Annotated in this window: 22 protein-coding genes and 1 tRNA gene; 16 read left to right on the plus strand and 7 right to left on the minus strand. The window is 73.3% G+C overall.

Annotation, left to right across the window (positions count from 1 at the left end):
• The first annotated feature begins 131 nt into the window (after positions 1–131).
• Positions 132–1,055 carry a glucose-1-phosphate thymidylyltransferase RfbA gene (rfbA, locus tag GSY65_RS14980; RefSeq protein ID WP_159768404.1) on the plus strand — a complete coding sequence of 308 codons (924 nt, stop codon included), beginning with the start codon at positions 132–134 and terminating at the stop codon, positions 1,053–1,055.
• An 84-nt stretch (positions 1,056–1,139) separates the two neighbouring features.
• On the opposite strand, the gene GSY65_RS14985 is transcribed toward rfbA, so the two are convergent.
• The 6 genes from GSY65_RS14985 to fabG all read right to left on the minus strand — a co-directional run bounded on the left by GSY65_RS14985 (position 1,140) and on the right by fabG (position 7,783).
• A complete protein-coding gene (locus GSY65_RS14985) occupies positions 1,140–2,594 on the minus strand; it encodes an MDR family MFS transporter (protein ID WP_159768407.1) in 1,455 nt (484 codons plus the stop codon).
• Between the two features lie 133 nt (positions 2,595–2,727).
• Positions 2,728–4,167 (minus strand): multicopper oxidase family protein, encoded by a 1,440-nt coding sequence (locus GSY65_RS14990; RefSeq protein WP_159768410.1) that lies wholly within the window; start codon positions 4,165–4,167, stop codon positions 2,728–2,730.
• Positions 4,161–5,168: a hypothetical protein gene (locus GSY65_RS14995; protein ID WP_159768413.1), complete on the minus strand. Its 1,008-nt coding sequence runs from the start codon at positions 5,166–5,168 to the stop codon at positions 4,161–4,163. Before GSY65_RS14995 ends, GSY65_RS14990 begins: the two co-directional genes overlap by 7 nt.
• The gene (locus tag GSY65_RS15000; RefSeq protein ID WP_159768416.1) at positions 5,165–6,025 is read right to left on the minus strand and encodes an oxidoreductase; all 861 of its coding nucleotides are present in this window, start codon (positions 6,023–6,025) and stop codon (positions 5,165–5,167) included. The genes GSY65_RS14995 and GSY65_RS15000 overlap by 4 nt, the downstream gene beginning before the upstream one ends.
• On the minus strand, positions 6,022–6,972 hold the full coding sequence (locus GSY65_RS15005; protein ID WP_159768419.1) for an aromatase/cyclase: 951 nt from the start codon (positions 6,970–6,972) through the stop codon (positions 6,022–6,024). The genes GSY65_RS15000 and GSY65_RS15005 overlap by 4 nt, the downstream gene beginning before the upstream one ends.
• 25 nt (positions 6,973–6,997) lie before the next feature.
• The gene (gene fabG, locus GSY65_RS15010; protein ID WP_159768422.1) at positions 6,998–7,783 is read right to left on the minus strand and encodes a 3-oxoacyl-ACP reductase FabG; all 786 of its coding nucleotides are present in this window, start codon (positions 7,781–7,783) and stop codon (positions 6,998–7,000) included.
• A 184-nt stretch (positions 7,784–7,967) separates the two neighbouring features.
• Here fabG and GSY65_RS15015 point away from each other — a divergent pair, with 184 nt between their 5' ends.
• From GSY65_RS15015 to GSY65_RS15085, 15 genes are all read left to right on the plus strand, one after another.
• The gene (locus tag GSY65_RS15015; RefSeq protein ID WP_159768425.1) at positions 7,968–9,125 is read left to right on the plus strand and encodes a DegT/DnrJ/EryC1/StrS family aminotransferase; all 1,158 of its coding nucleotides are present in this window, start codon (positions 7,968–7,970) and stop codon (positions 9,123–9,125) included.
• Complete coding sequence (gene rfbB / locus GSY65_RS15020; protein ID WP_159768428.1) at positions 9,122–10,111, plus strand: dTDP-glucose 4,6-dehydratase; 990 nt, start codon at positions 9,122–9,124, stop codon at positions 10,109–10,111. Before GSY65_RS15015 ends, rfbB begins: the two co-directional genes overlap by 4 nt.
• Entirely contained in the window at positions 10,108–10,851 is a 744-nt protein-coding gene (locus GSY65_RS15025; protein ID WP_159768431.1) for a thioesterase II family protein, read from the plus strand. The genes rfbB and GSY65_RS15025 overlap by 4 nt, the downstream gene beginning before the upstream one ends.
• Before the next feature lie 40 nt (positions 10,852–10,891).
• Positions 10,892–12,163 carry a beta-ketoacyl-[acyl-carrier-protein] synthase family protein gene (locus tag GSY65_RS15030; RefSeq protein ID WP_159768434.1) on the plus strand — a complete coding sequence of 424 codons (1,272 nt, stop codon included), beginning with the start codon at positions 10,892–10,894 and terminating at the stop codon, positions 12,161–12,163.
• Positions 12,160–13,428 (plus strand): ketosynthase chain-length factor, encoded by a 1,269-nt coding sequence (locus tag GSY65_RS15035; protein WP_159768437.1) that lies wholly within the window; start codon positions 12,160–12,162, stop codon positions 13,426–13,428. The genes GSY65_RS15030 and GSY65_RS15035 overlap by 4 nt, the downstream gene beginning before the upstream one ends.
• Positions 13,429–13,506: 78 nt before the next feature.
• Positions 13,507–13,770 (plus strand): acyl carrier protein, encoded by a 264-nt coding sequence (locus GSY65_RS15040; protein WP_159768440.1) that lies wholly within the window; start codon positions 13,507–13,509, stop codon positions 13,768–13,770.
• A 256-nt stretch (positions 13,771–14,026) separates the two neighbouring features.
• On the plus strand, positions 14,027–14,203 hold the full coding sequence (locus GSY65_RS15045) for a hypothetical protein (protein ID WP_159768443.1): 177 nt from the start codon (positions 14,027–14,029) through the stop codon (positions 14,201–14,203).
• 20 nt (positions 14,204–14,223) lie between these two features.
• The gene (locus GSY65_RS34710) at positions 14,224–14,526 is read left to right on the plus strand and encodes an EamA family transporter (protein ID WP_443043292.1); all 303 of its coding nucleotides are present in this window, start codon (positions 14,224–14,226) and stop codon (positions 14,524–14,526) included.
• Positions 14,462–15,256, plus strand: coding sequence for a cupin domain-containing protein (locus GSY65_RS15055; protein WP_159768446.1), 795 nt, complete (start codon positions 14,462–14,464; stop codon positions 15,254–15,256). The genes GSY65_RS34710 and GSY65_RS15055 overlap by 65 nt, the downstream gene beginning before the upstream one ends.
• A 9-nt stretch (positions 15,257–15,265) precedes the next feature.
• On the plus strand, positions 15,266–17,080 hold the full coding sequence (asnB, locus tag GSY65_RS15060) for an asparagine synthase (glutamine-hydrolyzing) (RefSeq protein ID WP_159768449.1): 1,815 nt from the start codon (positions 15,266–15,268) through the stop codon (positions 17,078–17,080).
• Entirely contained in the window at positions 17,077–18,126 is a 1,050-nt protein-coding gene (locus GSY65_RS15065; RefSeq protein WP_159768452.1) for a PrpF domain-containing protein, read from the plus strand. Before asnB ends, GSY65_RS15065 begins: the two co-directional genes overlap by 4 nt.
• Entirely contained in the window at positions 18,105–19,271 is a 1,167-nt protein-coding gene (locus GSY65_RS15070; protein ID WP_159768455.1) for an acyl-CoA dehydrogenase family protein, read from the plus strand. The genes GSY65_RS15065 and GSY65_RS15070 overlap by 22 nt, the downstream gene beginning before the upstream one ends.
• 92 nt (positions 19,272–19,363) lie before the next feature.
• On the plus strand, positions 19,364–20,782 hold the full coding sequence (locus tag GSY65_RS15075; protein ID WP_159768458.1) for a dihydroorotase: 1,419 nt from the start codon (positions 19,364–19,366) through the stop codon (positions 20,780–20,782).
• A gap of 113 nt (positions 20,783–20,895) precedes the next feature.
• Entirely contained in the window at positions 20,896–21,366 is a 471-nt protein-coding gene (locus tag GSY65_RS15080; protein WP_268978203.1) for a flavin reductase family protein, read from the plus strand.
• A 16-nt stretch (positions 21,367–21,382) separates the two neighbouring features.
• Positions 21,383–22,078 (plus strand): DsbA family oxidoreductase, encoded by a 696-nt coding sequence (locus GSY65_RS15085; protein ID WP_159768464.1) that lies wholly within the window; start codon positions 21,383–21,385, stop codon positions 22,076–22,078.
• Positions 22,079–22,239: 161 nt separating this feature from the next.
• Here GSY65_RS15085 and GSY65_RS15090 read toward each other — a convergent pair.
• Positions 22,240–22,322 (minus strand) — tRNA-Leu (locus GSY65_RS15090).
• Positions 22,323–22,480 lie beyond the last annotated feature (158 nt).

A 22,480-nucleotide genomic window follows, 5' to 3' on the forward strand; every position in this document is an offset into this window, starting at 1 on the left:
GGCCCGGCAGGGGCCCGCCCCCTCACGGCTTCGAGGTGCCCACGACCGGGGCTTCGAACGGGTGGGCGCACGCTCGTCCCGACGACGGCACGAGCCGACGACGACAAGCCGACTACAGAGGTGAGCTAGACATGAAGGGAATCATCCTGGCCGGCGGGAACGGCACCCGGCTCCACCCCATCACCCTCGGGGTCTCCAAGCAGCTGCTCCCGGTCTACGACAAGCCCATGGTCTACTACCCGCTCTCGGTGCTGATGCTGGCCGGCATCCGGGACATCCTCGTCATCTCCTCCCCGAAGGACCTGCCGCAGTTCCGCCGGGTCCTCGGCGACGGCAGCCGGCTCGGGCTGCGCCTGTCGTACGCCGAGCAGCCCGAACCGCGGGGCCTGGCCGAGGCGTTCGTGATCGGGGCGGACCACATCGGCGAGGGTCCGGTCGCGCTGGTCCTCGGCGACAACGTGTTCCACGGCCCCGGCTTCTCCCAGGTGCTGCGCAGCCATCTCCCGCACCGGGAGGGCGCGTTGCTGTTCGGCTACCCGGTGCGCGACCCGGAGCGGTACGGCGTGGGCGAGGCCGACGCGGAGGGCCGTCTGCTGTCGGTGGAGGAGAAGCCGAAGCGGCCGCGGTCCAACCGGGCCATCACAGGGCTGTACTTCTACGACAACGACGTGGTCCGCATCGCCCGGAACCTGAAGCCGTCGGCGCGCGGCGAGCTGGAGATCACGGACGTCAACAAGGAGTACCTGGCCCGCGGCCGGGCGCGGCTGGTGGACCTGGGGCGCGGCTTCGCGTGGCTGGACACCGGCACGCACGACTCGCTGCTCGACGCCTCCCTGTACGTGCAGACGCTGGAGCGGCGCCAGGGTCTCAGGATCGCGTGCGTGGAGGAGGTGGCGCTGCGGATGGGGTTCATCGACGCCGACCAGTGCCACCGGCTGGGCGAGGAGCTGGGCAGCTCCGGGTACGGGGAGTACGTGATGGGGGTCGCCGAGGCCGCCCGCGCCGCGCGGGCCGACGGCACGGCAAAGCCGCGGGGCATCCGGCGGGTGGCGTGACCGGTGCGCGACGGGAGCGCGACCGAAGGGACCGCCCGGTCGTCCGCGGGGACGGCCGGGCGGTCCCTTGTCGCCGCCGGCGGGTCAGTGGTGTCCGGACTCCGCGGGCTGCCCCTCCTCCCGCGGCGCGTCCGGCTCCGGTTCGCGCGGCTTGCGCGGCATGAGAAGCGCCGGCAGCAGCATCAGCGCGACCAGACCGAGCACCCACCAGAACGTGTCGCCGTACGCCGCCGCGTCCCCCGCGCCCGCCCCGCCGGGCGCGGCGGTGAGGCCGACGGACAGCAGCAGGGCGACGACGGCCGTGCCGAAGGACGCGCCGACCCGCTGTCCGACCGCGATGAGCACGGTGCCCCGCGCGATGCGGTCGGCGGGCACGTCGCGGTAGGCCGTGGTGATGACCGCGACGCCGATGACGCCGAGGCCGAGGCCCCGCACGCACAGGGACAGGCCGAGCAGCAGGTCGCCGGGCCGCTCGGCGAGCTGGGTGAAGGCGACGGTGCCGAGGACGGCGACCACGGTGCTGCCGAGGATGAGGGTGCGCGGGTCGTACCGGTCGGTGAGCGCGCCGGCCAGCGAGATGCCGATCAGCATGCCGAGGCCCTGCGGGGCGAGCAGCCAGCCCGTGGTGGAGCTGTCGTGGCCGAGCACCCGCGTGTAGTACAGCGGCAGCACGAAGAGGGTGCCGTAGATGGCCACGCCGTGCAGCAGGATCAGCGCCGAGGAGGTGGAGAACACCCGGGAGCGGAACAGCCGTACGTCCAGCAGCGGGTCCGTGGAGCGCGCGGAGTGCACACAGAACCCGGCGACCAGGGCGAGGCCGGCCAGCAGCACCCCGAGGGTGAGCGGGTCGGTCAGCTGGGACACGTCGCGGACCCGGGAGAAGCCGTAGACGAGGGCGACCATGCCGGGCGGCAGGAGCAGCATGCCGACGCGGTCGACGCGGGTGGCGCGCCGCTCGCCCGAGGGGGGCAGCACCTTCCAGGCGAGGGCGAGGGCGATCAGGATGACGGGCACGTTGACGAAGAAGATCCACCGCCAGCCCGCCGCGTCGATGATCAGGCCGCCGGCCACCGGGCCCATGATGGGGGCGAGTTGGCCGGGGATGCCGACCAGGCTCATCACCCGGCCGAAGCGCTTCGGTCCGGCCGCCTCCGCGAGGATCGCCTGCACCATCGGCAGCACCATGCCGCCGCCGATGCCCTTGACCACCCGGAAGGCGATCAGGCTCTCCACGGACCAGGCGAGTCCGCACAGCACCGAGCCGGCCAGGAACACCACCAGGGCGAACATCCACATCCGCTTGTCGCCGAAGCGGTCCACGGCCCAGCCGACGAGCGGGGTGACCAGGGCCAGGGTCAGCAGGTAGGAGGTGTTGACCCAGGACAGCGCGGTCTCGGAGGCGTCCAGTTCCTCACCGATGTCGTTCAGGGCGACACTGACGATGGTCGAGTCCAGGAGGGACGCGATGGCACCGATGAGGAGGGTGCCCGCGAGGACGAGGAGCTTGCGGTCCAGTCGTTCGGGGGGCGAAGTCTGCATGGGGGCAACCTAAGAGCCCCTGATCCCGACCTCCTCGAATCCTGCTCGAGATCCGGCCATGTGCGCGGTACGGCGGTGCTGCCGGGCCGTCGGGGCGGACGGTCCGGCAGCGCCGGGGAGGGCGTGGCGTCGTTCAGGCGGGGTTGACGTCGATGCGTCCCATCTGGCCGCCGGAGGAATGGCCGAGCTGGTGGCAGTGGTACAGGTACTGGCCGGTGTAGGGGCCCCAGGTCATGGCGATCTTCACGGTCTCGCCGGGGCCGAGGCAGACGGTGTCCTTGAGCCCCGCGTCCCGGACACCGGCCGGTCCGCCGTTGCGTTCGAGGACCCGGAAGTACGTCAGGTGCGTGTGGAAGCTGTGGTACAGGTGGAAGTCCGGCGGCGCGGCGACGGGCGCCTCCACGTTGCGGATCGTCCAGATCTCGCTGCTGCCGACGGTGGTCGCGACGTCGACCCGGTCCGGGTCGTAACTGACGCCGTTGATGGTCATCTCGGGGAACGTGCGCAGCTCGAAGTCCCGTTCCACGGTGCCCGTCGGCACCGGCGGCAGGGTGGACAGCCGGGCCGGCACCTGGCTGTTGTCGGTGCTCCTGCGGTCGATGTCGAAGCGGAGCACCTCGGGGCGTTCGGTGGGCAGGGCGCCGGTGTTCTCCAGCACCACCGACTGGCCGACGGCGTAGCGGGAGAAGTCCACGACGACCTCGACGCGTTCACCGCCCAGCATCAGCAACTCGTCGCGCTGCACCGGGCGTTCCAGCAGGCCGCCGTCGGAGGCGATCTGGGTGAACGGGGTGCCGTCGGCGAGCCGCAGCCTGATGTAGCGGTTGACGCAGGCGTTGTACAGCCGCAGCCGGTACTTGCGGGCCGCGACCTTGAAGTACGGCCGCTCCTTGCCGTTGACCAGCATGTGCGGGCAGTCGGAGGGGCGGGTGTAGCGCAGCGTGCCGTCGGACTCCACGCGGGCGTCCCGGATGACCAGCGGCACGTCGAAGGCGCCGCGGGGCAGCGGCAGTCTCCTCTCCTCGGAGTCGCTGATCAGGTAGAGCCCGTGCAGGCCCTTGTAGACGTTCTCCGCCTCCAGGTGGTGGGCGTGGTCGTGGTACCAGAGGGAGGCCGCCCGCTGCTTGTTCGGGTAGTGGTACGTCCGGTTGCCGCCGGGCGCGATGACGTCCATGGGGAGGCCGTCGTGCTCGGAGTGGACCTCGCCGCCGTGCAGGTGGACGGCGGCGTTCACGGTCAGGTCGTTGTACTGGCGCACCTCCACCGCGCGCCCGTGGCACGCCTTGATGGTGGGGCCGGGGAACGTGCCGTCGAAGGTGCGGACCCGGGAGGCCAGCCCCTTGACGATCTCGACGTCGGCCTCCCGCATCCGCATCTCGTAGACGTCGGTGGTGGCGCCGCGGGTGAGCGGGGCGAGGGTCCTCGGCACCGGCAGGGCGTGCGCGAAGGGCACGGTCTGGGCGAGGTCGCCGGCCGCGGCGGCGGATCCGCTGCCGCTCAGCCCCTTCCAGGGGAACAGGGCGGCGGCTCCGCCCACGACGGCGGCCTTGAGCACATGGCGTCGGTTCAGCATGATCGGGTTCTCTTCTCCACGGGTCTCGGCGGACGGTCCGCGCGGTGCCGTGCGCGTGACGGCACCCCGACGGCGACGGCGAGCAGCAGACCGGCCGGGGCGCAGATGCGCAGCGCGGTCAGGGCGTGGCCGCCCGCCGCGGCCCACGACGCGGCGGGCGCGCCGGGGGTCAGGGCGATCGCGAGCGCGGTCACGGGCACGGCGACGGCCGCGCCGACCGCGCCGCTGACGGCGGCGAAGGTCCACGCCCCGCCGCCCAGGTGCCGCACGGTGTGCGCGGCGAGGGCGAACAGGGGGAGCAGCAGGTACAGGGCGGCCGTGGCGAGCGCGAGGTACAGCACGGGCCCGCTCGCGTCGCCGTGCGCGGTGTGGCCGGCGGCCTGCGGGCCGCCGCCGTGCCACCAGGCGTGGTCGCCGGGCTGCGGGGCGGGCGGACGGGTCCGCCGGTACGCGACCCAGGCGACGAGGGCGGCCTGCGCGAAGGCGCAGACGCCCAGCGCGCCCGGCCGCAGGGACCGGACCGCGCGCCAGGCGATCCGCCGGGCCCACAGCCCGGCACCACGGGCAGGCCGCTCCGGCCCACCGGGGCGCACCGCGCCACGAGCGGCCACACCCGAGGCGGCACCGGGCACGGCCGCCGCCCCCGAGGCTGCCCGCGCCCCGGCGGACGGGACACCCCGCGGGCCGGCCGAGGCAGCCCGCACCCCGGCGGGTGTGTCGCCCGGCGATCCGGGAGCGTCGGGCCGTGGCCCGGCGGGCAGGCTGACCGCCGTACCCGGCGGGACGGACCGCGCCCCGGCGGGCCGGGCACCGCGCGGCCCGCCGGAGGGAGCCCGCGCCTCCGCGCCCGGCCCGGCGGAGCGGGCCGCGCCACGAGCAGCCACGGCCGAGGCGGCACCGGGGACGCTCGCGCCGCCGTGCCCGGCGGGCGGCTCGCCCGGTGTGCCGGGGGCGGCCGGGTGCGGGGCTCGGGTCGGCGCCGGGCGCGCGGTCGGGCTCACGGCAGGCTGTCCGCTGTGTCGTGGTCCGTCGTGCGGGCCAGCGCGTCCCACTCCTCCCACTCCGCGAGGCGTTCGCGCAGGACGCGGGGGGCGAGGTCGGCGGCGCTGTTGCCGAGCAGGACGCGAAGCGGCGGCCGTTCCGCGTCGAGCAGCTTCAGCAGGGCCTCGCCCGCCTTGCGCGGGTCGCCGGGCTGGAGGTGGGCGTACGCCCCGGACAGTCCGTGCCGCCGCCCCCCGAGCACCTCGTCGTACTCGGGCATGGGGATGGCGCGGACCATGCTGCCGGCGCTCCACTCGGTGCGGAACTCGCCGGGTTCGACGACGGTGACGCGGATGCCGAAGCCCGCGACCTCCCGCGCCAGGGTCTCGCTCATGGCCTCCAGGGCCCACTTGCCGGCGCAGTACATGCCGAGGTTCGGATAGGTCGTGACACCGGCGATGCTGGACATCTGGAGGATGTGGCCCGTCCCCTGGCGGCGCATCACCGGCAGCACGGCCTGGGTGACCCACAGCGCGCCGAAGAAGTTGACGTCGAACTGGTCGCGGACCTGCCGTTCGCCGACCTCCTCGACGCCGCCGGCGAGGCCGTAGCCCGCGTTGTTGAGCAGGACGTCGATCCGGCCCGCCCGCTCGGCGGCCTCGGCGACGGTGGCGAGGACGGCGGCGCGGTCGGTGACGTCGAGGGCGAGCGGGACGACCCGGTCGCCGTACCGCTCGACCAGGTCGTCGAGGGTCCCGGGCTTGCGGGCGGTGGCGACGACGGTGTCGCCCGCCTCCAGCGCGACCTCGGTGATGGCCCGGCCCAGGCCCCGGGAGGCACCGGTGACCAGCCAGGTGCGCGGGGTGCGGTCGCTCATCGCGCGGCCGCCCTGCGCTTCTCGGCGTACTCCTTGGCGTGGCCGAGCGTGGCGCGGCTGTTGGAGCCGAGGGCGCCGCGGATGAACTCGCGGGCCTCGGGCACCCCGGCGTCCGGGCCGAGGATCTTCGTGATGTGGTCGGCGTTGAGGACGACGGTGTGCTGGGAGGTGGCGGTGGTGACGCCGTCCTCGTCCTCGTCGAGCTGCCAGTAGCCGGTGTGCAGGGCCATCAGCGCGGGCAGGGTGGTCTGCTTGTAGGCGATGCGGTGGTGCGGGAAGCAGACGCGGACCGACTCGGTGGTGTGCTGGGAGCCGTCCTTGGTGAGGGTGTCCATGCGCAGCACCTGAAGGCCCGGGGTGTCCTCGCGCAGCGAGACCTCGGCGACGTGCGGGAGGCGCTCGCGCCAGCGGTCGGCCTCGTTGATGAAGTCGTAGACGTCCTTCGCGGAGCCGTCGACACGGACGCTGTCCTCGAAGGAGAGGGTCAGCCCGACGGCCCGTACGGCGAGTTCGGCGTTGGTCTTCAGGGACTCCAGTTCGGCGCGGCTGTTGCGGTCCACGGCCGCGTCGATCCAGGCGAGCCGCTCGGGGTCGTCGTCGATCGCGGAGTAGTCGTGCAGGAGCCGCACCCGGGACTCGCCGTCGCCGACCGGTTCGATGATCCAGGTGCCGCCCATCGCGGCCACCGGCGGGGCGGGGACCTCCTGGCGGAACTCGATGCGCAGTTCCTCGGGGTGCAGGACGCGGCGCGACGTCCAGTTCTTCGGCTCGCCGTTGGCGGTGGCCCAGATCCGGATGCGCTCCTCGCGCTCGCCCTTCTCGACGTGGTCGACGTACACGGACGGCGGGAAGATCCGGGGCCAGTTCTCCACCTCGGCGATCAGCCGGTACAGCTCGGCGGCCGGGGCGGCGACGGTGATCTCGTGCTCGACCTCACGGGTCGTCATGTCCTTGTCCTTTTCGTCGGGCTGGTCAGAAGTTGCCGAGGCCGCCGCAGACGTTCAGGGCCTGCGAGGTGATGGAGGCGGCGGTGTCGGAGGCCAGGTAGCCGACGAGGCCGGCGACCTCCTCGGGGGTGGAGTAGCGGCCGAGCGGGATCTTGGCCTGGAACTTCTCCAGGATCTTGTCCTCGGTGGTGTCGTACGCGTCGGCGTAGCCCTGCCGCACGCGCTGCGCCATGGGCGTCTCGACGTAGCCGGGGCACACGGCGTTGACGGTGATGCCGGTGGGGGCGAGCTCGTTGCCGAGGGCCTTGGTGAAGCCGACGACGCCGTGCTTGGAGGCCGAGTAGGGGGCGCCGAGCACCACGCCCTGCTTGCCGGCGGTGGAGGCGATGTTGATGATCCGGCCGCGGTCCTTGTGGCGCATGCCGCCGGTGGTGAGGACCTCGCGGGTCATCCGGAAGACGCTGCTCAGGTTGGTGTCGATGACGTCGTCCCACAGCTCGTCGGTGAGGTCGGCGGTCACACCGCCACCGCTGCGGCCGGCGTTGTTCACCAGCACGTCGACGGTGCCGAAGCGGTCCACCGCGGCCCGCACGAACGCCTTGACGTCGTCGGCGGAGCGCACGTCGCAGGCGACGCCGTCCACCTCCAGGCCCTCCTCGCCGAGTTCCTTGACCGTGGCGCGCACGGCGTCCTCGCCGCGCGCGCAGAGGAACACCCGGTGGCCCTGCTGCGCCAGCAGCCGGGCCACCGCGAGGCCGATTCCGCTGGTCGCGCCCGTGACGACGGCGACCCGTCGCTCCTGTTCCGACATGAGCCCTCCTGGATAGTCCGTCCTGGCGGCAGGAGGTTCGCGTCCGGTGCTGGAGCGGCGCTCGAACACCTCTCGGGACCGTCGGCGGCGACCCGTCCGCCACCGCGCCGACCATCACGGCTCGATCCCGTGTCGAGCGGATCCGATCAGAGTCGGCCCCGACACGAGGACCTGAGAGGCGGCTATGATCAATCTCTTCCAGCCCCAGGTGGGCGCTGAGGAACTGAACGCGATCGCCGATGTGTTCGAGGACAGATGGCTCGGACACGGCCCCCGCACCAAGGCCTTCGAGGCGGCGTTCGCCGCGCACCTCGGGGTGGACGCCGACCACGTCGTCTTCCTCAACTCCGGGACGGCCGGACTGTTCCTGGCGCTGGAGTCGCTGGACCTGGCGCAGGGCGACGAGGTCGTGCTGCCCTCGCTCAGCTTCGTGGCGGCGGCCAACGCGATCATGACCACCGGGGCGACGCCGGTCTTCTGCGACGTCGACGCCCGCACCCTCAACCCCACCGCCGAGGACGTCGAACGCGCCCTGACCGACCGCACCCGCGCGGTGGTCGTACTGCACTACGGCGGCTACCCGGGCGAGGTCGCGCGGATCGCGGAGCTGTGCCGTCAGCGGGGCATCGCCCTGGTCGAGGACGCCGCCTGCTCGGTGGCCTCCCGGGTGGACGGCCGGGCCGTGGGCACCTTCGGCGACCTCGCCATGTGGAGCTTCGACGCCATGAAGGTCCTCATCACCGGCGACGGCGGCATGATCTACGCCAAGGACGCCGAACGGGCCGCCCGGGTCCGGCGCCTGGCCTACCACGGGCTGGTCCAGCCCAGCGGCTTCGGCTACGCCAAGGTGTCGGCCCGCTGGTGGGAACTCGACGTCCCCGAGCCGGGCCGGCGGGTCATCGGCAACGACATGACCGCGGCCATCGGTGCCGTGCAGCTGCGCCGGCTGCCCGAACTGGTCGGCCGCCGCCGGGAGATCGTCGCCCTCTACGACCGGGAACTCGCGGGCGTCGACGGGCTGCTGCTGCCGCCCCCGCTGCCGGAGGGCCACGAGTCGACGTACTACTTCTACTGGGTGCAGATGGACCCGCGGATCCGGGACACCGTGGCGAGCGACCTGCTGGCCGCCGACATCTACACCACCTTCCGCTACGCGCCGCTGCACAAGGTGCCGGCGTACGCGCACGGCGCGCCCGAGCACGGTCTGCCGGGCTCCGACCGGGCGGCCGACCGCACCCTGTGCCTGCCGCTGCACCCGGGTCTGTCCGACGCCGACGTGCTCACCGTCGTCGCGGCGCTGCGCAAGTCCGTCGCCGGGCGCACCGCGGAGGTGACGGCATGAGGATCCTCGTCACCGGCGGCGCCGGATTCATCGGCTCCCACTACGTGCGCACCCTGCTGGCCGGCGGCTACCCCGGCTTCGAGGACGCCCGCGTCACCGTCCTCGACAAACTGTCCTACGCCGGGAACACCGCCAACCTGCCGATGGACCACACCCGGCTGGACTTCGTGCGCGGCGACATCCTCAACAGCGAACTGCTGGACCATCTGCTGCCGGGGCACGACGCGGTGGTGCACTTCGCGGCCGAGTCGCACGTCGACCGGTCGGTGGCCGGCGCCGCCGCCTTCGTCACCACCAACGTGCTCGGCACCCAGAGCCTGCTCGACGCCTGTCTGCGGCTCGGCGTCGGGCCGGTCGTCCAGGTCTCCACCGACGAGGTGTACGGCTCGATCGACAGCGGCGCGTGGACCGAGGAGGAGCCGCTGCTGCCGAACTCGCCGTACTCCGCGTCGAAGGCAGCCGCCGACCTGCTGGCCCGCGCCTACCACCGCACCCACGGCCTCGACGTCCGCGTCACCCGCTGCACCAACAACTACGGCACCCACCAGCACGTCGAGAAGCTCATCCCGAACTTCGTGACCCGGCTGCTGCGCGGCCTGACCGTCCCCCTCTACGGCGACGGCTCCAACGTCCGCGAATGGCTGCACGTCGACGACCACTGCCGGGCGGTCCAGCTGGTCCTCACCGGCGGACGGGCCGGGGAGGTCTACAACATCGGCGGGGCCACCGCGCTGACCAACCTGGAGATGACCGAGCGGCTGCTCGACCTGTGCGGCGCCGACTTCTCGTCCGTCGCGTACGTCGAGGACCGCAAGGGCCACGACCTGCGGTACGCCATCGACGACGGCAAGATCCGCGCCGAGCTCGGCTACGCGCCCCGCCGCACGCTGGACGAGGGGCTGCGCGAGGTCGTCGCCTGGTACCGGGACCGCCCCGACTGGTGGAAGCCGCAGGCCGACACCGCGTCCCGGGGGGGTGCGGCATGAGGCTGTACTGCTTCCCGCACGCCGGCGCCGGCACCTCCGCGTTCGCCCGCTGGCCCGAGCAGCTCGGCCCGAAGGTGGAGGCCGTGCCGGTGCTGCTGCCGGGCCGGGACGCCCGCCGCCGCGAGACCCGCGTCACCGGCCGCCGCGCCCTCTTCGCCGACCTGCTGCGCCACCACAAGCCCGTGCCCAGCTCCCCCTACGTCCTGTACGGCCACAGCCTCGGCGGCATGATCGCCTACTCCGTGGCCCGCGCCCTGCAGCAGGCGGGGCGCCCGGCCCCCGCGCTGGTGGTCGTGGGCGCCTGCCCGCCGCCGGACGCCCAGGTCCGGCTCGTCCAGGCCGCCGACCTGCCGGACTGCCAACTGATGGAGACGCTGCGGGAGGCGGGCGCCGTACCGCCGGACACCCCGCGGGGCGGGGTGTGGCAGCGCTCGGCCCTGAAGGTGATCCGGGACGACCTGCGGCTCGCGCAGTCCCTGCGGGAGGCCGCCGACGGCCCGCTCCTGGTGCCGCTGCTCGCCGTGTCCGGGGACCTCGACCCGCTCGCCGGGCGGGAGGTGATGGCCGGCTGGCGGGAGTGGACCACCGGCCCGTTCGCCGAACGCACCCTGCCCGGCGACCACTTCTTCCTCCGCGGACCGGAGCTGCCGCGGCTGCTGGACCGGGCGTGCCGGGTCGTGCAGCGCCGGGCCGGCGCCCCGGAGTCCGCCGGGGCCGCCCGTACCCGCCCGACCGCCTGACCACGCCACAGCAGGAGGACTCTCCCGTGAAGGACAGCCAATGAACCGACGTGTCGTCATCACCGGTATCGGGGTGGTCGCCCCCGGCGGCGTGGGCACCAAGGAGTTCTGGTCGCTGCTGACCGCCGGACGGACCGCCACCCGAGGCATCACCCTGTTCGACGCCTCGTCGTTCCGGTCCCGGATCGCCGCCGAGGCCGACTTCGACCCGCTGCTGCACGGCTTCACCCCCGAGGAGGCCGAACGCCTCGACCGGGCCGCCCAGTTCGCCCTCGTCAGCGCCGACGAGGCACTGCGCGACAGCGGCCTCGAACCCGACGGCCTCGACCCGCTGCGCACGGGTGTGACGCTGGGCAGCGCCGTCGGCTGCACGATGGGCCTGGACCGCGAGTACAACACCGTCAGCCGGGGCGGCTCCACCTGGCAGGTGGACCACACCCTCGCCGTACCGCACCTGTTCGACTACTTCGTGCCCAGCTCCATGGCGGCGGAGGTCGCCTGGCGGACCGGCGCGCAGGGCCCGGTCTCCATGGTCTCCACCGGCTGCACCTCGGGCCTGGACTCCATCGGGCACGCCGTCGAGCTGATCCGCGAGGGCAGCGCCGACGTGATGATCGCCGGCGCGACGGAGGCACCGATCTCCCCGATCACGGTGGCCTGCTTCGACGCCATCAAGGCCACCTCGCCCCGCAACGACGACCCCGGCACCGCCTCGCGCCCGTTCGACGCCTCCCGCAACGGCTTCGTGCTCGGCGAGGGCTCGGCGGTGCTGATCCTGGAGGAGTTCGAGGCCGCCCGCCGCCGCGGCGCCCACGTCTACGCCCAGATCGCGGGCTTCGCCACCCGCTGCAACGCGTATCACATGACCGGCCTGACCAAGGACGGCACGGAGATGGCCGAGGCGATCCGGGTGGCCCTCGACGAGGCCCGCCTCGACCCCACGGCCGTCGACTACGTCAACGCGCACGGCTCCGGCACCAAGCAGAACGACCGCCACGAGACGGCGGCGTTCAAGCGCAGCCTCGGCAGCCACGCCTACGAGGTGCCGGTCAGCTCCATCAAGTCGATGGTCGGGCACTCCCTGGGCGCCATCGGCTCCCTGGAGGTCGCCGCGAGCGCCCTGGCGATCGAGCACAACACGGTGCCGCCCACCGCCAACCTGCACACCCCCGACCCCGCCTGCGACCTGGACTACACCCCGCTGACCGCCCGCGAGCAGCGCACCGACACCGTGCTCAGCGTGGGCAGCGGTTTCGGCGGCTTCCAGAGCGCGATGATCCTGACCCGCCCGCGCACGGGAGAGGCAGCATGACCACCCAGACCCTCGACCGCTCCGCCACCGCCACCGCCACGGACGGCCCCTCCCCGGTCACCCCCGTGGTCACCGGCCTCGGTGTGACCGCGCCCAACGGCCTGGGCACCGAGTCCTGGTGGGCCGCGACCCTGCGCGGCGAGAGCGGCATCCGGCCCGTCACCCGCTTCGACGCCGGCCAGTACCCGGCGAAGCTGGCCGGTGAGGTGCCCGGCTTCGACCCGGCGGAGCACGTCTCCAGCCGGCTGCTCCCGCAGACCGACCACATGACGCGGCTGGCGCTCGCCGCCGCCGCGGAGGCCCTCGCCGACGCCGGTATCGACGCCGCGGAGCTGCCCGACTTCTCCGCGGGTGTCGTCACCGCAGCCTCGGCGGGCGGCTTCGAGTTCGGGCAGCGGGAGCTGCAGGCCCTGTGGAGCAAGGGCGGCCACCACGTCAGCGCCTACCAGTCGTTCGCCTGGTTCTACGCCGTCAACACCGGCCAGATCTCCATCCGGCACGGGCTGCGCGGCCCCAGCGGGGTACTGGTCACCGAGCAGGCGGGCGGCCTCGACGCCGTCGCCCAGGCCCGCAGGCAGCTGCGCAAGGGCGTTCCGGTACTGCTCACCGGCGGTGTGGACTCCTCGCTGTGCCCGTGGGGGTGGGCGGCGCACCTGGCGGGCGGCGAGCTGAGCACCGTCGAGGACGCGGCCCGCGCGTACCTGCCGTTCTCCGCCGACGCGTGCGGCCATGTCGCCGGTGAGGGCGGCGCGCTGCTGGTCCTGGAGGACGCGGCCGCGGCCCGCGCGCGCGGTGCCACCGGGTACGGCACGGTCGCCGGGTACGCGGCGACCTTCGACCCGCCGCGCGGCAAGGGCGCCCCGCGGCTGGACGCGGCCGCCGAACTGGCCCTGGCCGACGCGGGGCTGGCCGCCGCCGACGTGGACGTGGTGTTCGCGGACGCGGCGGGCCGCCGGGACGCCGACCGGGCCGAGGCCGAGGCCCTGGCCGCGCTGTTCGGCGGGCGGGGCGTGCCGGTGACCGCCCCGAAGACCATGACGGGGCGGCTGGCGGCGGGCGGTGCCTCGCTGGACCTGGCGGCGGCGCTGCTGGCGCTGCGGGACCAGGTGATCCCGCCGACGGTCAACGTGGCGGAGCCCGCCGACGACTGCCCCGTGGACCTGGTCACCGGCGAGGCCCGCCCGGCGGCGCTGCGCACCGCACTGGTGCTGGCGCGCGGCCGGGGCGGCTTCAACGCGGCGATGGTGGTGCGCGCCGCCGGCTGACCCGTCCCCCGTACCCCTCACTCCCCTGTTGTCCTCCGCAGATCCCTGGAACCGCAAGAGACCGAGAGGAAGTTCCCCATGCCCGCACTCACCATCACCGAGCTGACCGACCTGCTGCGCGAGTGCGCCGGTGAGGCCGAGGCGGTGAACCTCGACGGCGACGTGCTGGACGTCCCGTTCGAGGTCCTCGGCTACGACTCGCTGGCCGTCCTGCAGACCACGGGCCGCATCGAGCGCGACTACGACGTGACCCTGGACGAGGACGCCGTCACGGACGCCGAGACGCCCCGCCAGTACCTGGAGCTGGTCAACGAGGCGATCTCCGTCAAGAGCGCCGCCTGATCCGCGGGCGGCCCCCGGGACAGCTCCCGGGGAGCCGTCCCTTCGCCTGCCGCACCCGTTCCGCAACCGTTCCGCACCCCTTTTCGGGCCCGTGCCCGGCCGAGCGCCGGGCACGGGCCCGACGTGCGCTTTCCCGGCTAAATGACAGAAAACCCACCCTATGCGCGAGAACCGGAAGGAATCACACCGGGAGGGATGCGGGACCGCAACCGGACAGGCTCGGCACAGACCCACCCCTGAGGAGAGGAGGGACCCCGTGTCCGCGACGAAGGCCGTCCGGGTCCTCGGCCCCGCCGTCCCGCTGCTCGGCGAGCGGGCGCGGGGCCGGGACCTGGCGGCCCGTCCGCTCGGCACGGCGGCGTCGCGCCGCTCCCGCCGCCGCCCACCGAGCTGTTCGAGGGGCTCCCCCAGCGGGTCACGACCGCGAATCTAACGGCCTGCGGCTATCTGTGCCTGGTGGGCGCGGTGTTCGCCCACGCCGTGCGGTTCCGCGGTGTGGAGCGGCTGCCCGCCGTGGTCACGTCCGTGCTGGGCCTGTTCAGCCCGGTCGTCGCCACGCTGCTCGGCCCGGTGGTGCTCGGTCAGGGCCTCACCCCGCCGCAGCTCGCCGGAGCCGCCGCCGTCCCGGCCGGGATCGTCCTCGCCCGGCTCCCCGCCCCCCGTCCCGCACGACCCCAGCGAAAGGAAAGCCATGAGCACCGCAACCGTCCAGGGCGCCGTCATCAGGTCCGGCGAACTGGAGTTCCGTCAGCTTGACGGCTGCCGGGTCGCGACAGCGGTCGGTCCGCACCTCGGGGCGCGGATCGTGCGGCTCGACGTGGTCCGGGTGCCCAGCGGTGCCGTGTGGCGGCCGCAGTCCTCGGCGCACGAGGAGAACGTCGTGGTCGTCTTCGCGGGCTCCGGTTCCGCCGCCTCCGGCGCCGCCCGCAGGCGCGTCAGCCGCGCCGACACGGTGTACACGCCGACCGGCGACCTGTACGAGCTGAGCGCCGACGCCGGCATGGACCTCACGGCCTACGTGTGGAACACCACGCTGCGCCCGGACCGCGCCCCCGGCACCGAGCCCCGCCGCTTCTCCCGGCTGTGGAACGAGGAGACCCAGCTGAAGGGCTTCACCGGCACCGGCCGGGCGGAGGCCTCCGCCCGGACCGCCACCATGAACTTCCTCTTCTGGCCGGGCACCGGCTCCCCGCAGCTGTGCCTGCACTGCGGCTTCATGCAGCCCGGCGAGTACTTCAACGTCCACGTCCACCCCGAGAGCGAGGAGGCGTTCATCGCCTTCGAGGGCCGGGGTCAGCTCCACCTCGACGGCCAGTGGTACGACGCCGAGCCCGGCGACGTGCTCTACGCGCCCCCCGGTGTGCCGCACGGCACCCGGCACCCCGACGAGGACCCCGCCGCTCCGCGCTTCGCCACGTGCGGTGGCCCCACTCCGTTCGATCCGGTGCTCTACCAGCGCGCCGGCGTCCCGACAAAGGTCCGGTGATCTTCAGACATGTGCAGGATATTCGGCCACTTCGACGCCCTGGCCACACCGCACGAGCTGCGGTCCGTGGCGGCGGCCCAGCGGCACGGCGGCCCCGACGCGCAGACCCACGCGTACGGCGCGGGCTGGGCGCTGGGCAACAACCGGCTCGCGATCATGGATCTCGACGGCGGCGACCAGCCGTACACCCTCGGCGAGGACATCGTCGTCGTCTTCAACGGCGAGATCTACAACCACGACGAGCTGCGGCAGAAGCTCTCCGCCCGGGGCCACACCTTCAGGGACACCTGCGACGGTTCGGTCATCCCGGCCCTGTACGCGGAGTACGGGGCGGCCTTCCCCGAGTACCTCGACGGCATGTACTCGGTGGCCGTCGTCGACCTGCGCGGTGAGCCGACGCTCTACCTCGCCACCGACGAGGTCGGCATGAAGCCGCTGTACTACCACTGGGACGCGGCCCGGCGGCACCTGTACTTCGCGTCCGAGCTGCCCGCCCTGCTGTCCTTCCGCAACGTGGGGGCCCCCCCGGCGGAGGCCGGCCTCGACGCCTACCTGGCGACGAAGACGCCGTTCGGCGAGAAGACCATGTTCGAGGGCGTCAAGGTGCTCCCGCCGGCCGCGACCGTCCGGGTCACCCGCGCCGGCGGCATGCACGTCACCGTCCGCCCCACCAACGGTGCCCGCGCCCCGCACTGCGCCGAGGCGGAGGCCGCCGCGCACGTGCGGTCGCTGCTGCGCACCGAGGTGCACCGGCTCACCGAGGCCGACGTACCCGTCTCCGCGATCACCAGCGGCGGCCTGGACTCCAGCCTCGTCACGGTGCTGGCCGCGGAGAAGGTGCGCGACCTGCACTCCTTCAACATCGCGTACACCGGCACCTGGCCGTCGGACGAGCGGGCGTTCGCCCGGGAGGTCGCCGAGCGGGCCGGTACGACCCACCACCAGGTGGAGATCGACCCGGCCACGTTCCCCTCGCTGCTGGCCGACGTCGTCTGGCACCTCGGGCAGCCCAACGCCGACCCGATCACCCTGTCCACGTACGCCCTGTTCGGCGCCGTCCGCGACGCCGGGTTCAAGGTGGCCATCACCGGTGACGCGGCCGACGAGCTGTTCGGCGGCTACGACCGGCTGAAGAAGGCCATGGACGCCCCGTTCGGCACGGACTGGGTGCCGGACTACGTGGAGGCCCTCGCCGCCGTCCCGAGGAACCTCCGGGAGAGCCTGTACTCCTCGGAGTACCTGGGCTTCGTCACAGCCAACGGCTCCGCCGCCGAGGAGATCACCGAGCGGCTGCGCGCCTCCACCGCCGACCGGATGACCACGCTCACCGAGTTCGAGATCGGCGAGCGGCTGCCCGCCTACCACCTGCGCCGCGTCGACCACCTGTCGATGTCGGCCTCGGTCGAGGTGCGGCTGCCGTTCTGCCAGCCGAGCGTCGTCCGCTACGCCCGCTCGCTGAAGGCCGACCTCAAGATCGACGGCACCCGCCGCAAGAAGGTCCTGTACGCGGCCGCCGACGGTCTGCTGCCGGAGTCGGTCCTCAACCGTCCGAAGCAGCCGTTCACCCTGCCCATCACGGCCATGCTCCAGCCCGGCCAGGCGCTGTTCGACCACGCCCGCGACCTGCTGGCCGAGGACCGGCTGCGCCGCGGCGGCAAGCTGAACCCGCGCACGGTGGAGGAGTTGTTCCGCGTCCAGGCGGAGTCCCCGAACGACCGGGCCTCGCTGGCGATCTGGTCGCTGATGGTGCACGAGCTGTGGCTGGACCAGTTCTGCTCGCCCGCCGGCACGGTCGCCGGGAGCCTCCCGGGGGTGACGGTGTGATCGGCTACATCGCACGGGCCGTCGGCGCCCCGACCCCGACCCTGGTGCTGGACCACCGCCAGCTGCCGCGGGACGAGGAGCGGCTCACCCCGGTGCTCACCCGCATCCGGGAGTGGCTGGAGGCCAACGGCCGCGGCGACATCCTCAAGTTCGCGCTCGTCGAGCCGTCCGCACACCCCATGTTCGACCTGGACTACCGGTTCGTGCAGGGGCTGACCGGGGGCGTCGACCGGTTCGACTTCAAGGGCAGTTGCGGGCACTCCATCCTCGCCTCGGTGGTCGCCGCCGACGGCCAGGCGTGGCTGCCCAAGCTCGCCCCCGGCGGCCGGGTCCGGGTCCGGGTCGTCAACAACGGCGACCACGTGGTGTGCGAGGTGGACGAGGCGCGCCGCCGCAGCGGCAGCTTCACCGTGCACTTCCTCCAGGACGCCGGGGCCCGCCTCGACGAACTGCTGCTGACGGGCAGCCCGGTGGACCAGCTGATCACCGGGACGGGTGTGCAGGAGGCGTCCCTGGTCTCCATGGGCAACCCGTATGTGTTCGTGGACGCCGAGGAGCTGGGCCTGAACAGCGTGGACGAGCTGTTCGGGGCGGGCGACGACGTGTACGCGCGGATGCTGGAGATCCGCAGGGCCGCCTGCGAGCTGCTCAAGTGGCCCACCGACGGGGTCTTCCCGAAGATCGCGGCCGTCGGCCAGTACACCGAGGGCCGGCTGGCCGTGCGGGCCATCTCGGTGCCCAAGTGGCACCCCAGCATCGCGCTGACCGGCACCACCTGCCTGGCCGCCGCCTCCAGCATCCCGGGCACCGTCCCCGAGCAGCTGGCCCGCCGGGCCGGGCTGGCGCGCGGGGTCATCGAGATCGACACCCCGGGCGGCAGCACGGCCGCCGCGGCGTCGGTGGCGGGACGCGGCGACGGCGCCGACACCCTGCACTGGGTCAGCGTCAGCCGCAAGCTCGCCCAGCTCGACGAGCCGGCGTGCATCGCCTCGCTCAAGAACTACGACTACAAGGAGGAACCGGCATGGCTCCCGCTGGCGGTCTGACCCTCACTCAGGCGGGCACCGGGGCCGCGACCCGCGCCGAACTCGCCGAACGGTACGCGCACCTCACCGAGGTGCTGCACCGGCACGCGCAGAGCGCGGACACGGCCGCCGCACTCCCCGAGGAGGTCTTCGCCGCCCTGCGCGCCTCGGGGATCCTCGGCGCGGCCGTCGCCGTCGAGTACGGCGGCCAGGGCGGCGACTCGCTGCTCACCAACCGGCTGATCGAACTGACCGCCGCCGCGGACCCGTCGGTCGCGATCATCCTGTTCCAGCACTACGCCGTCAGCTCCCGCATCAGCGAGTGGGGCAGCGAGGCCCAGAAGGAGCGCTACCTGCCGCGGCTGGCGAGCGGCGAGTGGATCGCCGCCTCCGCGTGGAGCGAGTCCGGTTCGGGCGCCGACAAGCGCAACCTCGCCACGAAGGCGCGGCGCACCCAGGGCGGCGGCTGGCTGCTGGAGGGCGCCAAGGCGTTCACCACGGGAGCGGGCCTGGCCGACGTGTACCTGGTGCTGGCCCAGACGTCGGCGCCGACCGACGGCGTCGCCAGCACCTACGGCAGCGACGGCCAGACGTTCTTCCTCATCGAGGCGGGCAACCCGGGCCTGTTCGCCAACACCGGCATGGACCTGGTCGGCATGCGCTCCTCCGCGACCGGTTTCGTCGAGCTGACGGCCTGCGCGGCCGACGACTCGGCGGTGCTCGGCCCGGTGGGTGCGGCGGTCCGGATCATCGCCGGGGTCCGGGAGTCCGGTGCCACGCTGGGCGCCGTCTCGGCGGGGATCGCCGCCGCCGCGTACCGGACGGCGTTCACCCACGCGCGGCGCCGCGGCCTGAAGGACCAGCAGGCGGTGCGCCACCGGCTGGTGGACCTCGCCGCGCAGGTCGAGGCCGCCCGTTCCCTGGTCGACGCGTCGGCCCGCCGGGACTCGGCGGAACCGGGCAACACCACCCTCTACAGCAAGATCCTCTGCTCGCGGATCTCGGAGGAGGTCGTGCAGGAGGCGCTGCGCCTGCTGGGGAGCGCCGGCTATCTGCACGACCACCCGCTGAACAAGCTGGCCCGCGACGCCCGCGCGGTCGGGCTGATGGGCCCGACGAACGACCTGGCCCGGGAGCTGGTCAGCGCACCCTGGACCGCCGCCTGAGCGCCCCCTGGACCGCCGCCTGGGCGCAGCCTGAGCGCCGCCGCGGCACCACCTCGTCCACCGTCCCGCCCACCCAACGACCCGGAGGACCTGTGACGCAGTCCTACGACCTCGTCGTCACCAACGCGCGCGTAGTCACCCCAGACGGGGTCAGGTCCGGAGGCCTCGCCGTCTCCGGTGAGCGAATATCGGCGATCCTCGCGGACGGCGAACGGCCGCCCGCCAAGGAGACCATCGACGCCGGCGGCCGCTATCTGCTGCCCGGCGGCATCGACCCGCACGTCCACTTCCGTACGCCGGGCCTCACGCACAAGGAGGACTGGGCGCACGGCAGCCGGGCGGCGGCCGCCGGCGGTGTCACCACCGTCATCGACATGCCCAACACCCAGCCGCCGCTGATCGAGCCGGAGCTGGCCGCGGAGAAGGCGTCCACCGTCTCCGGCGACTCCCTGGTCGACTTCCGCTTCCACATGGGCGTCACCGTCGACAGCGTGGAGAACCTCCACCGCCTCCAGCCCCGCCAGGCGACCTCGGTGAAGGTCTTCATGACCGGTCACCACACCGCGCCCAACATCATCCGCGACCCGGTGGTCCTAGACCGGATCTTCCAGATCGCCGCCGAGCGCGGTATCCGGCTGGTCCTGCACGCGGAGGACGACAGCGTCTTCTCGCTGCTGGACGAGACCCAGCCCCCGCCGACCGGCTACGACGCCTACGAGTCGGCGCACCCGCGCACGGGCGGCATCGTCGCCTCGTCGCGCGTCATCGAGCTGGTCCGCAAGCACGGCACCGCCGCGCACATCCTGCACGTCTCCTCCTCCGAGGAGTCGGACCTGCTGCAGGCCGCCGCGAGGGCGGGCCTGCCGGTCACCTACGAGGTGACCGCACACCACCTGTCGTTCTCCGCGCCCGACACGCAACGCCTCGGCGCCCGGATCCGGTTGCGTCCCGCGATCCGCTGCGAGAAGGACAAGGGGCGGCTGTGGGACGCGGTGATGGAGGGCAGCGTCGCCAGCCTCGGCAGCGACCACGCCCCGCACACCGTCGAGGAGAAGCTGCTGGCCGTCGCGGACGCCCCGCCCGGGCTGCCCGGTGTGCAGGAGCTGATCATCGCCCTGTACACGGGGATGCGGCGCCGCTACCCCGGCATGTCCACCGACGAGGCCGTGCGGCACGTCGCCCGGCTCACCGCCGAGGGACCGGCCGACCTGTTCGGGCTGGGTGGCCGCAAGGGCCGGATCGCGGTCGGCCTCGACGCCGACTTCACGCTGTTCGACCCGGACGTCACCTGGATCATGTCCGCGAAGCACACCTACGCCAAGGTGGGCTGGTCGGCCTACGAGGGCTGGACCTTCACCGGCCGCCCGGACCTCACCGTCCGCCGCGGCGAGACCATCTGGGACGGCCGGGACCCGGAGCAGCCGCGCTTCGGCACCCCGTCCGGTATCTGGCTCGACGCCGAACCGGCGGTGCCCGGCGGGTTCTCCGCGCAGCGCGAGACCAGCGCCTGATCCGCACGGACCGCAGGGGGAGGGGCCGCGGGCCCCTCCCCACCGCCCTCATCCGCTTCCCGGCCCCTGGAGGACCGATGTCCGCCGTCACTCCATCGGATTTCACCCGCGCCATGGCCCAAGTGCCGAGCCCCGTCACGATCGTGACCACCACGGACGGCAGCGGCCGGCGCTGGGGATTCACCGCGAGCGCGTTCAGCTCGCTCTCCCTGGACCCGCCGCTGGTGCTGGTCTGCCCCGCCAAGTCGGCCGGCTCGCACGACACGTTCGTGGCCGCCGAGCACTTCATGGTCAACATTCTGTCCGCCGAACAGGCCGGTATCGCAAGACACTTCGCCCGCTCCGGCCACGACAAGTTCACCACCGGCGACATGGTCCCCTGCGAGCTGGACCTGCCCGGTCTGCCCGGTGCCACGGCCCGGCTGGCCTGCGCCGCGCACGCGGTGCTCGACGGCGGCGACCACAGCATCCTCGTGGGCCGGGTCGAGGCCGTGTACGTCGGCGACCAGGAGCCGCTCGTCTACCACAACCGCACCTTCACCCGCCCGGAGGCGGCCAGCCCCGCCCTGGCCGCGGCCCGCTGAGGACGGAACGCCCGTGATGAACATCGTGACCGTGTACTCCGACATCGGCTGCCCCTGGGCCTCGCTGGGGCTGTTCCACCTGCGGCGGGCGGCCGCCGAGGAGGGCGTCGCGCTCGCCGTCGACCACCGGGCGTTCCCCCTGGAGCTGTTCAACTCCCGGCCCACGCCCAAGTGGATCCTCGACCCGGAGATCGCCGCCGTGGCGGAGCGGGAGCCCGCCCTCGGGTGGACGGACTGGCGGGGCCCGGAGTCCGGCTATCCGGTGACGATGCTGCCCGCCCTGGAGGCGGTGCAGGCGGCCAAGACCCAGCCCGGCACCCGGGAGGCGGGCCTGGCCGCCTCCGACCAGCTCGACGCGGCCCTGCGGCACGCCTTCTACGCCGAGTCCCGCTGTGTCAGCGTCCACTCCGAGATCCTCGCGGTCGCCGACGGCTGCCCGCTGGTGGACACCGCGTACCTCGACGGGGCGCTGCGCGGCGGCACCTGCCGTGCGGCCGTCTTCGACCAGTGGGAGGAGGCGCGGGCGCCGGAGGTGCGGGGCAGCCCGCACTTCTTCCTCCCCGACGGCACCGGCCTGCACAATCCGGGCATCGCCTTCAGCTGGCCCAAGGGCACACCCCGGCCGGTGATCACGGAGTACACCCCGGCGTTCTGGACGTCCCTGGTCCGCACCCTGGCCGGCCGGGCCCCGGCGGTCTCCCCGCCCGACTGACACCGGCTGCGGGGCGGGCCGCCGGCCCGTGTCCGGCCGATATGCGGCGCGGCCCCCGGAACGCACCGTTCCGGGGGCCGCTACAGCCTTCACAGCACACCAGCAGCGCGCCGTTGCGGTCGACAACGGGTTGCCACGCACTCACGCCCTGTGAGGGAAGGTGCCCGGAACCGGACTTGAACCGGTACGCCCGCGAGGGGCAGCGAGGTTTAAGCTCGCCGTGTCTGCATTCCACCATCCGGGCAGGCCATGGGCTCCGCGCTGCGGTTCCGAGCCTATCGGGACGCTTCCCCCGAACAGCGGAACAGCGGACCGATGTTGTCTTATTTTATTGACGTCTGAGGGTGCATCAGCCCGTGGAACACGCCATCCGCACTTGCCAATAGCCTTTCGGACGGTGCG

It is taken from the genome of Streptomyces sp. HM190 (assembly GCF_009857135.1).
Taxonomy (GTDB): domain Bacteria; phylum Actinomycetota; class Actinomycetes; order Streptomycetales; family Streptomycetaceae; genus Streptomyces; species Streptomyces heilongjiangensis.